The 13,403-nt window shown below is 66.3% G+C and carries 15 protein-coding genes and 4 tRNA genes; 13 read left to right on the forward strand and 6 right to left on the reverse strand.

What is annotated here, in order from left to right; all coding sequences use genetic code 11:
- The first annotated feature begins 377 nt into the window (after positions 1-377).
- The 3 genes from ACQPW1_RS35240 (at position 378) to ACQPW1_RS35250 (ending at position 2,584) form a co-directional block, all read left to right on the forward strand.
- Positions 378-572, forward strand: a complete 195-nt coding sequence (locus ACQPW1_RS35240; protein ID WP_405165762.1) for a hypothetical protein — start codon at positions 378-380, stop codon at positions 570-572.
- Between the two features lie 170 nt (positions 573-742).
- The gene (locus tag ACQPW1_RS35245) at positions 743-1,051 is read left to right on the forward strand and encodes a hypothetical protein (RefSeq protein ID WP_433656543.1); all 309 of its coding nucleotides are present in this window, start codon (positions 743-745) and stop codon (positions 1,049-1,051) included.
- Between the two features lie 318 nt (positions 1,052-1,369).
- Positions 1,370-2,584 carry a phthiocerol/phthiodiolone dimycocerosyl transferase family protein gene (locus ACQPW1_RS35250; RefSeq protein ID WP_433656544.1) on the forward strand — a complete coding sequence of 405 codons (1,215 nt, stop codon included), beginning with the start codon at positions 1,370-1,372 and terminating at the stop codon, positions 2,582-2,584.
- A gap of 49 nt (positions 2,585-2,633) precedes the next feature.
- On the opposite strand, the gene pspM is transcribed toward ACQPW1_RS35250, so the two are convergent.
- The 5 genes from pspM to pgsA all read right to left on the reverse strand — a co-directional run bounded on the left by pspM (position 2,634) and on the right by pgsA (position 6,467).
- A complete protein-coding gene (gene pspM / locus ACQPW1_RS35255; protein ID WP_433656546.1) occupies positions 2,634-3,497 on the reverse strand; it encodes a phage shock envelope stress response protein PspM in 864 nt (287 codons plus the stop codon).
- Between the two features lie 136 nt (positions 3,498-3,633).
- Entirely contained in the window at positions 3,634-4,464 is an 831-nt protein-coding gene (locus tag ACQPW1_RS35260; protein ID WP_433656548.1) for a PspA/IM30 family protein, read from the reverse strand.
- A 200-nt stretch (positions 4,465-4,664) separates the two neighbouring features.
- Positions 4,665-5,147 (reverse strand): helix-turn-helix domain-containing protein, encoded by a 483-nt coding sequence (locus ACQPW1_RS35265; protein WP_433656550.1) that lies wholly within the window; start codon positions 5,145-5,147, stop codon positions 4,665-4,667.
- Positions 5,148-5,262: 115 nt separating this feature from the next.
- The gene (locus ACQPW1_RS35270) at positions 5,263-5,811 is read right to left on the reverse strand and encodes a CinA family protein (protein WP_433656552.1); all 549 of its coding nucleotides are present in this window, start codon (positions 5,809-5,811) and stop codon (positions 5,263-5,265) included.
- The gene (gene pgsA, locus ACQPW1_RS35275) at positions 5,808-6,467 is read right to left on the reverse strand and encodes a CDP-diacylglycerol--glycerol-3-phosphate 3-phosphatidyltransferase (RefSeq protein WP_433656554.1); all 660 of its coding nucleotides are present in this window, start codon (positions 6,465-6,467) and stop codon (positions 5,808-5,810) included. The genes ACQPW1_RS35270 and pgsA overlap by 4 nt, the downstream gene beginning before the upstream one ends.
- 238 nt (positions 6,468-6,705) lie before the next feature.
- Here pgsA and ACQPW1_RS35280 point away from each other — a divergent pair, with 238 nt between their 5' ends.
- The 3 genes from ACQPW1_RS35280 to ACQPW1_RS35290 all read left to right on the forward strand — a co-directional run bounded on the left by ACQPW1_RS35280 (position 6,706) and on the right by ACQPW1_RS35290 (position 8,266).
- On the forward strand, positions 6,706-7,272 hold the full coding sequence (locus ACQPW1_RS35280; RefSeq protein ID WP_433656556.1) for an amino-acid N-acetyltransferase: 567 nt from the start codon (positions 6,706-6,708) through the stop codon (positions 7,270-7,272).
- A gap of 19 nt (positions 7,273-7,291) precedes the next feature.
- The gene (locus tag ACQPW1_RS35285) at positions 7,292-7,576 is read left to right on the forward strand and encodes a YciI family protein (protein WP_433656558.1); all 285 of its coding nucleotides are present in this window, start codon (positions 7,292-7,294) and stop codon (positions 7,574-7,576) included.
- Positions 7,577-7,726: 150 nt separating this feature from the next.
- Complete coding sequence (locus ACQPW1_RS35290; RefSeq protein ID WP_433656560.1) at positions 7,727-8,266, forward strand: hypothetical protein; 540 nt, start codon at positions 7,727-7,729, stop codon at positions 8,264-8,266.
- A 16-nt stretch (positions 8,267-8,282) separates the two neighbouring features.
- Here ACQPW1_RS35290 and ACQPW1_RS35295 read toward each other — a convergent pair whose 3' ends face one another.
- Positions 8,283-9,254: a TerC family protein gene (locus ACQPW1_RS35295; protein ID WP_433656562.1), complete on the reverse strand. Its 972-nt coding sequence runs from the start codon at positions 9,252-9,254 to the stop codon at positions 8,283-8,285.
- Between the two features lie 133 nt (positions 9,255-9,387).
- Here ACQPW1_RS35295 and ACQPW1_RS35300 point away from each other — a divergent pair, with 133 nt between their 5' ends.
- From ACQPW1_RS35300 to ACQPW1_RS35330, 7 genes are all read left to right on the forward strand, one after another.
- Entirely contained in the window at positions 9,388-10,212 is an 825-nt protein-coding gene (locus tag ACQPW1_RS35300; RefSeq protein WP_433656563.1) for a class I SAM-dependent methyltransferase, read from the forward strand.
- Between the two features lie 97 nt (positions 10,213-10,309).
- Entirely contained in the window at positions 10,310-10,936 is a 627-nt protein-coding gene (locus ACQPW1_RS35305; protein WP_433656565.1) for a hypothetical protein, read from the forward strand.
- A gap of 305 nt (positions 10,937-11,241) precedes the next feature.
- Positions 11,242-11,323: transfer RNA gene (locus ACQPW1_RS35310), tRNA-Tyr, on the forward strand.
- Positions 11,324-11,335: 12 nt separating this feature from the next.
- Positions 11,336-11,407: transfer RNA gene (locus ACQPW1_RS35315), tRNA-Arg, on the forward strand.
- Between the two features lie 10 nt (positions 11,408-11,417).
- Positions 11,418-11,494: transfer RNA gene (locus ACQPW1_RS35320), tRNA-Leu, on the forward strand.
- Between the two features lie 19 nt (positions 11,495-11,513).
- A tRNA-Arg gene (locus ACQPW1_RS35325) sits at positions 11,514-11,589 on the forward strand.
- Between the two features lie 419 nt (positions 11,590-12,008).
- On the forward strand, positions 12,009-13,394 hold the full coding sequence (locus ACQPW1_RS35330) for an IS1380 family transposase (RefSeq protein ID WP_433655183.1): 1,386 nt from the start codon (positions 12,009-12,011) through the stop codon (positions 13,392-13,394).
- Positions 13,395-13,403 lie beyond the last annotated feature (9 nt).

Below are 13,403 nucleotides of genomic sequence, written 5' to 3' on the forward strand. Positions count from 1 at the left end.
TGCTCCTGCCCTTGTAGTGAATGTTCCCGATCCCAGTGATGGAATCCGGCCGATCAGCTACATGGACGCAACTACCCGGCGTGATCTTGACCAAACGCTTCGTCGGTGAAATCGGCCTGCGACCGGCCGATGTGTCGCCGACGAGCAGTACGGTTCGGTGTCGGTCGGTATTCCGGTCAGACCCGTTGCCGATTACGCTTCGCGGAGGCTTCGATTTTGCGCTCTCCCGGCCGTGACCTCGGTCAGTGTACGGCTGTACTCTGATCTTGCGTGCAGCTTTCCGGATAGCCGCAGTCAGGAAGGGATGGTCGGCTTATGTACACACCACGTTCGGCACACACTCATTCACTGAATCCCACGTGACGGTCGGTGCCTTGATGGAAAACGAACTCGCACAAGAGCTGGCGGCGGCGGCCCGGCGCCACGGCGGAGCTATCGCCGGAATCGTCGGCGGCGCCGCCCGGAAAGCCTCCTGGGAGGTGCTCGACCTGATGGCCGAGGGCCGCGAACTAGTGAATGCCGCGCTGCGCGCTCGAGCCGAAGAATTGCGACGCCGGGATGGACTGCGCTGACCCGAGATCGGTAACGCATGGTTCGCCGGTTATCGGACGTCCGGCGGATACCGCGACAGCGCTCGGAGCACGAGGATGAGCGGGTGCCTACCTCATAGATGGGCACCCGCATCGCGATGTCGATCGTTCGGTGGATACACCGATGCCCGCCGAACCGCGACGATGATGCGATGAGCGCTGCCCCGCCACCGCCCGGCCATCCGGGACCGCAAGCCTCGCCGTGCCTGCCCCTGCACGACGCCGCGACCCGATACCTGGCGAAGCAGTACCTGGGCCCGCCGTACTCACCGCCGCAGAACACCGCACCCCGGTACCTGGCAACGCAATACCCCGGCCCGCCCTACCCGGCACCACGACCGGCGCCTGAGCCGTACGCCGAAACCACCACCGCCGCGGCGATTCTCGCGCTACTGGCGGCGTTCGTCGCGCTCCCGGTTGTCATCCTGCTGCTGACACGTTGGCTCCGCCGCCGGACGTAATCGAGCGTCTATCCTGCCCACCAGGACCTGGTTCGACGGCCGCCACCATCCCCACTGAAACCGTCGGGCCAGCGTTGTTCCAGCCTCGAGCCAGTCGAGTCACGCTGTGGCGAGTGCTGCGGTCAGCAAACCGTTCGAATGTTCCCGTCAGCGGTGTCTAATACATCTCACCATATGGACATACCGATCGGTTGTTAAAACCGTTCGGTCTGGTTAGCGTGGGAGATAGGCGCTCGTTCCTACCGCATCGCGAGCGCCGCGCTCGCGCGATGGAGTCGGTCCACCGCTGCGGCGTGTCGATGAAAGGCGGGATCCGCGATGACCGTGAACACGCATGTCGCCGGGCAGGAGCGTCAACTCGGCGAACTGGAAAAGTCCTTCGCACTACGCCGGATGGCGTTGAAATACGCCACCTTGGCGATCGGGCGACTCGACCTCGATCGACTCCGAGCCGCCTTCGTCGCGCTGACCGAGCACAATCCGGTGCTCTACTCGCGGATTCGCCAGGACGGGGAGCAGTACGCTTTGCAGCTGCGGGCCGCGTACGCGGTGCCCGTCGAGGTGCATGCCGGTGACCCGCACGCGTTCCTGCACGAGCCCGTGCGTCCGCTCGATCAGAGCGAGCATGTGGCCCGGCTCGAGGTGGTCCAGCACGATGCGACCGCTGCGGTGGCCATCACCCTCAATCACGTGGTCGCGGACGGCAACGCCGCCCTCGCTCTGTTGGCCGAGCTGTGGTCCGACTACACCGCACTGACCCACGGCATCGACCTCCGGGGTAGGCCCCCGCGCGCGATCCCGGTCGGCCCGCAGCACCTCCTCGACCCGGCCGACACGCCGCCACTGCTGCTGCCGGATGCCGAATTCCTCAATTCCGCAACGCATTTGAACCGGAAGAGCAGCTTACCCCGCCATACCATCGTGTCATTCACCCCGGAGCAGTCGGCTGAGATCGTCGATACTGTCCACACGAAAGGTGTCACGGTGCACGCTGCGGTCTCCGGTGCGGTGCTCGCCGCCGAGCGCAGTCTGATCGACGAAGGCGGGCCGGTCCCGATGTTGAGCCGGTGCTCGGTGGATTTCCGGGCCCTGTTACCCACCCCGATCCCGGTGCTCGATATCACCAACGCCGCCGGCATCGTCCTGACCGGCCAATTCGTCGACAGACACGATGCACCGCTGATGCTCGGGCAGCGCGTCACCGACGACATCAGGGCCCGCGTCGCGGACCGACGCGCGATCTACTCCAGCCTCGATCCCGTCATGAGCCCCGAGATGGAAGCCGATCTGCCGCCGATCTCCTACATCAGCAACGTGGGACGGATACCGCCATTCGAAACCCCCGCGGACCTTTCGATCACCGATATGGGGTTCGGCGGTCTGGGACAAGCAACCAACTGGGCGATGTACACCGTCAGCACCTACGACCGACAACTGAAACTCGCCGTGACCCAGCCCGCCGACGGAATCACTGAAGACGCACAGCAGGAACTGGTCGCCGGGATCGTCGACCGCCTCCGCACGCTCCACTGAGACCGGCCAGCGCAGGGGACGGATCTCAAATCATGGCCACTGGCCGAACTCAGCGCTGTCCCGGCTGCGAGATCGGCACCTGCTGATCGGCAACTTCGGTGAGCGCCTGCGCCCAGCCGTCGAGGCGGTCGGCGGCGTGGCGCAGATCGGCGACGATCGCATCGAAATTGTGTCGTAGTACGGCACTTTCGGGGACCGCGAGGATGCGTCCTGCTGCCGCGACGACCTGTTCGTATTCGGCGACCCCGGTGTCGAGGCGACCGAGGGCGAACTGCAGGTTGTCGGTGAGGCCGTCCGATGCGGGGGATTTGGCGCGGCCCATGGCGCCGAGTGCCTGTTCCATGGCGATGACGTCGGCGGCGAGGGCGTGCAGGGCGGCCGAACCGGAGCCTGCGGTTTCGAGCATGTCGGTCAGTTCGTCGTCGGGCAGACGGTTGCCGCGAGCGATCTGTGCGCCGAGACCGTGCAGCGCTCGTTCGGCGCGGACCAGTCTGGCGATGGGTCCGCGCGCCCGCGACCACATCGGTGGTTGCTTGCGCGGAATGAAGGTGGCCTGCGGCAGTGGTGCGCCACGCAACCGCAGGTAGCGGCGGGCGCTCAGCGCGGTGCCGGTGACCAGCGCGACCGCGCCGCCGCCGAGCACGACGACGATCCAGGCGGGCGCCGAGATGACCACGAGCCCAACAGCTCCGGCGGTGGTGAGACCGGAGGCGGTGCCGAGCTGGAAGCTGCGGCGGCGAACTCGACGCCGACGGCGCAGTTCTCGCTCTCGCGGGTCGGCCCAGCGGCGCACCGCGACGAGCGCGTGCTCGCCGACCTCGCGCAGGCTTCCCGGTTGCGGGGCCAGTGCGGCTTGCGCTCGCACGATCGCCGCATCGCGCCTGCGGCCCGGAAGCGCCTTATCCCGAGTCATGCCATCTCTCCCACTGGTGGCGCGGATCGGACCAGCACGGTCCCGGCGCGGCCGACGGCCGGCCCACCGGGTACCCGTGCAGTGCTTGCCAGTGAACCACCCACCACCGACAAAGTCCTCGCCGAGCGTCCGACCGTTACTGCTGTGCGGCCTGGCCCTTGTTCATCTGCGGCTGCGCCGGATTGGTCTGGGCCGGTGCGGGATTGACGGCGGGCTGGGCCGCACCACCCGCGGGCAGCTGATCGCCACGCATCGACGCGCGAATCTGCTCGAGCTTGCTGTGCCCGGCCATCTGGACGCTGGCCTGCTGAACCTCCAGCATGCGGCCCTGCACCGTGTTCTGCGCGAGCTCGGCGGAACCCAGCGCGTTGGCGTAGCGGCGCTCGATCTTCTCGCGCACCGCGTCCAGGCTCGGGGTGGAGCCCGGCGCCGACAGCGTCGAATCCATCTGCTGCAGCGACGCGGAGACCTGCTCCTGCATCTTGGCCTGCTCCAGCTGGCTGAGCAGCTTGGTGCGCTCGGCGACCTTCTGCTGCAACAGCATCGCGTTCTGCTCGACGGCCTTCTTGGCCTGAGTGGCCGCCTGCAGCGACTGGTCGTGCAGCACCTTCAGGTCCTCGACCGACTGCTCGGCGGTGACCAGCTGCGCGGCGAACGCCTCGGCGGCGTTGGTGTACTGAATCGCCTTCTCGGTGTCGCCGGCGTTGGCTGCCTGGTCGGCGAGCGTGACCGCCTGGCGCGCGTTGGCATTGAGCTTCTCGACCTCGTCGAGCTGCCGGTTCAACTTCATTTCCAGCTGACGCTGATTGCCGATGACCGATGCGGCCTGCTGCGAGAGGGCCTGATGCTGGCGCTGAGCTTCCTCGATAGCCTGCTGAATCTGGACCTTCGGATCCGCGTGCTCCTCGATCTTCGAATCGAAGAGGGCCATCAGGTATTTCCAGGCCTTGACGAACGGATTAGCCATCGATTGATCCCGCCTCCATCTGACGTGCCGCGCCCTCGACGCGGCTCCAGTGCGCGACCGTCACGCACTCGATATGTGCCTATCCTCCACCATGCGGCCGCTGGGCCGGGTATACCCGGCCCAACCGACGCCTAGTGAGAATCTATCCGCTTTTGGCGCCGGTCCGCAGCGTTGCCGCGGCTGCCACCTGTCGTCGGGTGTCACATGCCCTTCACCAGGACCAGCATGTCGGCCTTCGGTGCGGGAATGACGATTCGGGTGTCCATGGCCAGCGGCAGCGGACGTCCGCCCGCTCCGGCCACCGACAGACTGGCACTCGCGGGTGCGAGCGCGGGCTCTACCGCAGGTGCGGCCTCGGCGGGTGCGGCTTCGGCAGGCGCGGTGGACTGCTCCGCCTCGACCGGCAGCGGTGCGGCTGCGGCATCGGCCGGAGTACGCGTGGGCAAACCGTCCGCACCGGCCATGATCGTGCTCACATCCCAGAGCACCCGGGACAGCGGCACATCGAGGGCCGCGCAGATGGCGGCCAGTAACTCACTGGAGGCTTCTTTGCGGCCCCGCTCGACCTCGGAGAGATAGCCCAGGCTCACGCGCGCCGAGGTGGACACCTCGCGCAGGGTCCGGCTCTGGGCGAGACGAGCACGCCGCAGACTGTCCCCGATGGCCTCTCGCAGCAGCGTCATCTCGTTCTCCTTCGCTCCCTGTCAGGGGACCTGCATGACACTCACGAGTGCCACGCACGCCGTTCTTTCTGGCACAACGTCGGACAAGGGCCGGTTGGTTCCCGCCCGGCGCAAATCACTCACCTTGCCCGCCCGGCCCGACCGGACCCGGGTCCGGTCGTCGTACACATCGCAGCAACTCGCGCACGGCGATGTGCGTTGCACTGATCCTGATCGTCCACCGGTCCCCGAGGAGTTTCAACCGCATCACCTCGGTGTGCCCCGGCCCGGCCAGACCGAGGAAGACGGTGCCGACCGCATGCCCGTCCTGCGAATCGGGTCCGGCGACACCGGTCAGCGCTACGCCCCAGTCTGCCCCGCAATTCGTGCGCGCGCCGACCGCCAGCTGTTCGGCGGTGCTCGCGGCGACCGGACCTTCCGTCTCCAGTACTTCGTCGCTGACGCCGCCGAGGCTGTGTTTGAGATCTGTGGCGTACACCACGAGGCCGCCGCGCAGCACGGCGCTGGCGCCCGGTACCCCGGCGATGGTCGCGGACAACAGTCCGGCGGTGAGGGATTCGGCGGTCGCGACGGTTTGGCCCGCCGCGGTCAGCGCGTGCACCAGGTCGGCGACGGGCACGTCCGCGACCAACGGATCGGTCGACACCGATGGAGTCGCCGTCATGCGCCGCGCGTTCGGCCCGGCCCGCCCGCGAACCACACCCGCATCGCCTGGCCGACATAGTCGAGGCCGGTGATCACGGTGAGTGCGACGGCCACATACATCAGCACCATGCCCGCGCTCGCCAGCCAGCCACCCAACGGCAGCAACAGGACCGCGATCGCGAGGGACTGCACGAGGGTTTTCAGCTTGCCGCCGCGTCCGGCGGGAATCACGCCGCGGCGCACCACGGCCAGCCGCAGCAGGGTCACGCCGACCTCGCGGCCGCAGATGACCAGGGTGATCCACCAGGCCAGATCGCCGAGCACGGACAGCCCGATCACCGCGGAACCGATCAGCGCCTTGTCCGCGATGGGATCGGCGAGCTTGCCGAAGTCGGTGACCAGACCGTATTTGCGCGCCAGTTGCCCGTCGAACCGATCGGTGATCGCGGCGATACCGAACAGCGCGGCCGCGACGAGTCGCCAGACCGGCTCGTGCCCACCGTCGACGAAGAGCGCGATCACGAACAGCGGGACCAGCGCGATGCGCAGCATGGTCAGGATGTTCGCGATATTCATCAGCGGCACGACAGGTTCGGCGTGCGGCGCGACGATGCCGGGACGGATCGGACTGGCCGCAGACCAGCGTCGCTCTATCTCTTCCGGCTGCGCACTCATGCCTGCACCTCGCTGGCGCTCGGCTCCGGCATGAGCGCACAAGGCGGCTGCGACATTGTTCTCTCGCTACGCTCGCTCACGATAAACACCCCAGACCCTGCACGGCATGACGAAGACCGGCGCCTACCCGGCGCGCGTCATACCGGACCCGCTGCCCGGCATTATGCGGTGAGCGGGACGACTGGATGTGTGGCACACGTTCAGCCTATCGGTAACCCACCCGACTACTCTGCACCCCATGAACTCTCGGGGACCACTAGGTGGTTCGACCAGCGACGCACATCCGGGCGTGCCTCTGAGCGCGCACAGTTCTGCCCTGGTTGTCCGACGCGCGCGAACCTCCGACGTGCCCGAGATCAAACGCCTCGTCGATGTCTACGCCGGCCGGATACTGCTGGAAAAGAACCTGGTCACGCTCTACGAAGCGGTGCAGGAATTCTGGGTTGCCGAGCTCGACGGCCGGGTGGTCGGCTGTGGTGCGCTGCATGTGCTGTGGGCCGATCTCGGTGAGGTGCGCACGGTCGCGGTGCATCCGGATGTCAAGGGCGGCGGCGTCGGCCGGATCGTGGTGGAGCGGCTCATCTCGGTGGCCCGCGAGCTGGAGCTGCGGCGGGTGTTCGTGCTGACCTTCGAGGTGGATTTCTTCGCGCGGCACGGATTCGCGGAGATCGAGGGGACGCCGGTGACGGCCGAGGTGTACGCGGAGATGTGCCGGTCCTATGACACCGGCGTCGCCGAGTTCCTCGACCTGAGCTACGTGAAGCCCAACACCCTCGGTAATACTCGGATGCTGCTCACTCTCTGACATAGGAAGCGATTCGCCCGTGCCGATCTTCGCCGTTCACTACACTTACTCCGAGGCCACGGTTCCGGGCCGGGACACCCACCGCCCCGCGCACCGCGCCTGGCTCGCCGATCAACTCGCGGCCGGTGCCCAGCTGACCAGCGGTCCTTACCCGGACGGGTCCGGCGCGCTGATCCTGTTCCAGGCCGAGGATGCCGGTGCGCTGGACGCGCTGCTCGCCCAGGACCCGTTCGCGCAGCAGAAGCTGATCGATGATGTTCGCGTTGTCGAATGGCTTCCGGTGCTCGGCGCTTTCGCGTCCTGAACTCGCCCGTCCTGATTCCCTATTCAACCGGTCCTGCCTGCGGGGAATCAGGCGGCGAGCCCCACTAGTTAGTCGAAGTCAGCTAACTTCCGGCGACACACCGTGCGCGATACGGACATACCCCCTACCCCACACGGCAGACTCGCGGCCATGCGCACATACGTAGCGGTTTTCGCGTCGACGGCTGCCACCGCTGGCCTGTTGTACGCGTACCTGGGCGTTCCGGACAAATCGGACCCAGCAACCTCTTCTTCGGCCCGCCCGCTGACCCAGCCCGGCGTCGCCGACCCGGTGCTGTACCGGAACGCGGACGGCTATTACTTCCAGACCGCGGACCGGCAGATCATCTGCGGCATCCTCGACGAGCCGACCGGGCAGCCGCGTCGCACCGCGGGTTGTCAGGGCGCGACCGGTCCCGCACCGCCGCACATGCAGAAATGCTGGAGCACCGATCCGACGGCCGCCGCGATCGCGGTCGGCGAGGACGCCGGATATCTCTGCGTGAACCAGGGTTTCTACACCGGGCCACAGAGCGCGCTCGGCACCGGCGTCGGACCGGTGCTGCCCGCCGGAGCCACGTTGCACGCGCACGGATTCTCCTGTCGGGCCGAGACTTTCAGTGTCATCTGCAGCAACGATGAAGACGGGCACGGGTTCGAGATCGCGGCGGACAGCAACCGGGTGTTCTGAACGTTCCGCGCTCTGCTCAGCCCTTACGGGTGCGCAGCAGGCTGGCGACCGTCGCGATGACCAAGATGCCGAGGATCACACTGAGCGAAATCCCGGTGGAGATTTCCGGCACGCTGACGTGCTCGCCGCCATTGATGAACGGCAGCGTGTTCTCGTGCAGTGCGTGCAGCACCAGCTTGACGCCGATGAACGCGAGGATCGCCGACAAACCATAGGACAGGTAGACCAGACGATCGAGGAGTCCACCGATCAGGAAGTACAACTGCCGTAAACCCATGAGCGCGAACGCGTTTGCGGTGAATACCAGGTACGGCTCGCTCGTCAGACCGTAGATCGCCGGGATCGAGTCCAGGGCGAACAGCAGGTCGGCGAAGCCGATCGCCAGCAACGCGAGCAGCAGCGGGGTCACCGCGCGACGTCCGTCGACGCGGGTGACCAGCTTGTCGCCGTCATAGCTGTCGGTGGTCGGCAGCAGCCGTTTGGCCAGCGCGACCACCCGGCTGTCGCGCTTCTGCTCTTCCTCGGCCTCGTGGCCGCTCTCCTTGATCAGCTTGGCCGCGGTGTAGATGAGGAAAGCCCCGAACAGATAGAACACCCAGCTGAACGCGCTGATCGCGGCCGCGCCGACGGCGATGAAGATGCCGCGCATCACCAGCGCGATCACGATGCCGATCAGCAAGGCCTTCTGCTGATAGATCCGTGGCACCGCGAAGGTGGACATGATGATCAGGAAGATGAACAGGTTGTCCACCGAGAGTGCCTTCTCGGTGACGAAGCCCGCGTAGTACTCCCCCGCGAACGTCGAACCCCATTGCCAGGCGACAAAACCGCCGAAGGCCAGGGCGATCCCGATGTAGACGGCGGACCAGAACCCGGATTCCCGGAAGGTCGGTTCGTGCGGCGTGCGCACATGGGCGAAGAAGTCGAAGACGAACAAGCCGAGGATCACCACGATGGTGATCACCCACTCGACGGCGGTTACCTGCATGCAGTGTGTCGATCGATAGCGAAGGTCATGGCGTCCATAGTGCCCGATTTGTCCGTTCTTGTCGGCTAGCGGGGTGGTTGCTAACCATAATTTCACATGCGCACGGCGCGGCGTCCATGCCAGAGTGGCGATCGTGACCGACGACTACCTCCACCTCAACAAGGCCAACTGGGACGAGCGCGCACCGATCCATGCCGCGTCGCCCGACTATGTGGTGGAACAGTTCCTCGCGGAACCGGACTTTCTCAGCGAGGTGGTGCGGTTCGATCAGCCGCTACTCGGCGACATCAGCGGGCTGCGCGGTGTGCATCTGCAATGCCACATCGGCACCGACACGCTCTCACTGGCCCGGCTCGGTGCCACCATGACCGGGCTCGACTTCTCGCCCGCCTCGCTGACGCAAGCGCGATTGCTCGCCGAAAAGACCGGTACGCCTATCGATTTCGTCGAGTCGAACGTCTATGACGCGGTATCCGCGCTCGGTGCTGCGCGATTCGATCTGGTGTACACCGGAATCGGTGCGCTGTGCTGGCTTCCGAGTATCGATCGCTGGGCGCAGACCGTCGCCGGACTGCTGCGGCCCGGTGGGCGGCTGTTCATTCGGGAGGGTCATCCGATGCTGTGGGCGACCGACGAAAAGCACACGGACCGACTGGTTCTCGGTTATCCGTACTTCGAAACGCCGGAGCCGATGGTGTTTTCCGACGGCGGCACCTACGTCGAGACCGACGCCGAGTTCGAGCAGACGACGACCCACGAGTGGAACCACGGGTTCGGCGACATGGTGACCGCGCTGCTGAATGTGGGCATGTCGATCACCGGGCTGACCGAGCATCGCAGCGTGCCGTGGGACGCATTGCCCGGGCTGATGACGCTCGGGGACGGCGGCGAATGGCACCTCACGGAGCATCCTGAGCGTTTGCCGCTCAGCTACACCCTGCAAGCGCGCAAGCACTAGTTCGGTCCGTCACCTGGGGCGATGACGGGATCAGCTTCGCGGGCAGGACACGGCGCGTCCTGACCGAAAGCTCGCTGTCGCAGGACAGAATGCCGTCATGCAAATCCGAGGAGCTCGTATCGCTGTGGTGCCGTGCGCCGTCGCGCTGGCGTTGCTGGCCGGGTGTGGTGACGACGACAAGGGTTCGGCCACACCGACCTCCAGCTCGGTGGTGCCGAGCTCACATCCGGTCAGCTCCTCGGCCGCACCGACGACGACCCCGGCGACCACCTCCTCGGCCGCGCCCACCACGACGCGTGGTCCCGTGTCCGGTCCGGTCGATCCGGCGCAGTACCGGCAGCAGATGGGGTACTACTTCCAGTCGCCGAGCGGGTCGTTCCTCTGCGCGATCCTCGACCAGCCGATCGACGACAACGCTCAGGTCGGCTGTCAGGGGTCCACTTCGCCCGCGCCCGCGGAGTTCAAGGACTGCTGGAGCAAGAACCCGCAGGCGAGCACGCTCGCCGTCAGCGCGCACTCGCGGGCCCTCTGTTTGAACCAGGGCGTGTTCGTCGGCGCGCCGATCGACGGCGGCAACCGTGGTGGCGGTCGGGTACTTCCGTATGGCGGGATGCTCACCGTCGGACCGTTCACCTGTGACTCCACCGAGAGCGGGGTGACCTGCACGAACGGCACCACCGGCGCCGGGTTCAAGATCGCGCGGGAAACCAACCGAACCTTCTGACGCCGAAAATCGGTTCCCAACCCCAAATTCGGATGTTAACGTCGGTACCACAGAACACACCCCACTCAGGAAGGCGAAGACGATGACCGGGACCCAGCAGCGACAGAGGTCGCGCAGCGGTGCCTGGCAGTCGCACGCCAACGCTGTGCTATCGACGGTCGGCTATCGACGGCTGACCGTACGGAGCGGCCCCTGACCCGTGTCTGCATAGACCCGAGAAGGGGTCACTCCGCGGCAAACGCCAAGGGGTGACCCCTTTTTCGTGTCCCGACTCCCATGCTCAACAACTCCATAGCGACGATCACGGCAGTATGCCCGAGCGGCCGAAGGGGCCTGACTGTAAATCAGGTGTATTCACCACCGGAGGTTCGAATCCTCCTGCTGCCACCCGTGTTTCACATCCGTGTAGCTCAGTCGAAGAGCGGCACCCGCCGAAGGTGCAGGCCGGTGGTTCGACTCCACCCACGGATACGAAACCCGATCCCTCGTAGCCCAATCGGTAGAGGCACCGGACCTAGATTCCGGGAGGTGCGAGTTCGAATCTCGCCGAGGGAACCAGTCCGCGCAAGCGGGCAACGCGTTCGTGGCTCAACGGATAGAGCACCTGGTTACGAGCCAGGAGGTTGGAGGTTCGAATCCTTCCGGGCGCACCACACCGCACCCGCCACTCAGGCGGGAACACTCACTGCGGCAACACTAGTCAGCCGTGATGCGGAGGTCGTGTGGAGCCTTAGTCGGGCTCCTCCGGCGGCGGCTCGTCACCGCCACCACGGATCGTCCACAGCAGGCTCGAGTTGTAAGACTTGCAGCCCAGGAGCGAGCGCGGTCCGCCGACGGCGGGTGTCTGCTGCGGTGCGCCGGTACAGTGTGGGGGTTTTGTTGATCATCACTAGCTGACAGCTCCCAGGAGCTGCGCGAGCTCGGCGGCTACAGGATCGGCACCGACGAGCTTAGCCTCGGCCAATCATGGTAATGGCGCCTAACCTGCGGCGGGAATGGCGAAAGGTGCTCCGACCTGCGATAATTCGACTTGCGAAGGCTGAATTGATCGAGGTTTTGGAGCACCTTTCTGGTGGGCAAGTCTATATCGCCGTATCCGCGGCTGACCATCGACGGTGACGGTGCGGGCGTGGTGTCACACGCAGGTGCGGCACTGCTGCTGCGTACTGCCGAGATAACTGGTTTGACCTGGGGTTTGTCGGAACAGTTGGGGCCGTGGCGCAAACCGATGGCTGTCCACGACCCGGGCAAGATCGTGCTGGATTTGGCGGTGACACTCGCGGTCGGTGGTGACTGCGCCGCGGATGTGGCGTTGTTACGGGCCGAGCCGGGCGTGTTCGGTCTGGTGGCCTCGGATCCGACGGTGTCGCGGACGATCACCGCGCTGGCTGCCCAGGCACCGAAAGCGTTGGCCGCCATCGCTTCTGCACGCGCGGACGCGCGGGCGCAGGCGTGGGCCGTGGCTGGGCCGAACGCCCCCGGTCACGGGATCAACATCGATGATCCGTTAATCATCGATCTCGACGCCACCCTGACCGACGCGCACTCGGAAAAACAGAACGCCACACCGACGTTCAAGCGGGGCTTCGGCTTCCACTCGCTGTGGTCGTTCATCGACCACGGTCGCACCGGCACCGGCGAGCCCGCCGCGCCCATGCTGCGGCCGGGCAACGCCGGTAGTAATACCGCTGCCGACCACAAGCAGGTTCTCCGCGATGCCCTCGCTCAGCTGCCGTGGCAGCCGGGATGGCGGGTCGGCCGGAAAGTGCTGGTGCGCACCGATTCCGGTGGCGGCACCCACGAGTTCCTCGACTACTGCCACCGCCGCCGGCTGCAGTACTCGGTCGGGTTCACTCTCACCGACGAGATCGTCACCGCCATGGGCACCCACCTGAATCCGCAGGATTGGACACCGGCCTACGACGCAGACGGCGAGGTCCGCGACGGCGCCTGGGTCGTGGAAGTCACCGGCATCACCGAGTTGACCGGATGGCCGCCCGGCATGCGGCTCATCGTCAGGAAAGAGAGACCACACCCCGGTGCTCAGCTGCGGTTCACCGACCGCGACGGGATGCGGTTGACCGCGTTCGTCACCAACACCACCCGCGGCCAGCTGCCCGACCTCGAGTTGCGTCACCGCCAGCGGGCCCGCTGCGAAGACCGGATCAGAAACGCGAAAGACACTGGCCTGCGCAATCTTCCGTTCCACAGCTTCGACGCCAACCGCATCTGGCTCGCCGTCGTCGCGCTCGCACTCGACCTGACCGCCTGGATGCAGACACTCGCCCTGCACGACCACCCCGCACGTCGCTGGGAACCGAAAACGCTACGGCTGCGGCTGTTTTCAGCCGCCGGACGCATCGCCCGCCATGCCCGCAAAACCACACTGCACCTGGCGCGGCACGCCCCCTACACCGAACTGCTCACCACCGCCGCAGCACGCCTGCAACCCGGCTGACCAGCCAGA

It is taken from the genome of Nocardia sp. CA-128927 (genome assembly GCF_050955855.1).
GTDB lineage: Bacteria > Actinomycetota > Actinomycetes > Mycobacteriales > Mycobacteriaceae > Nocardia.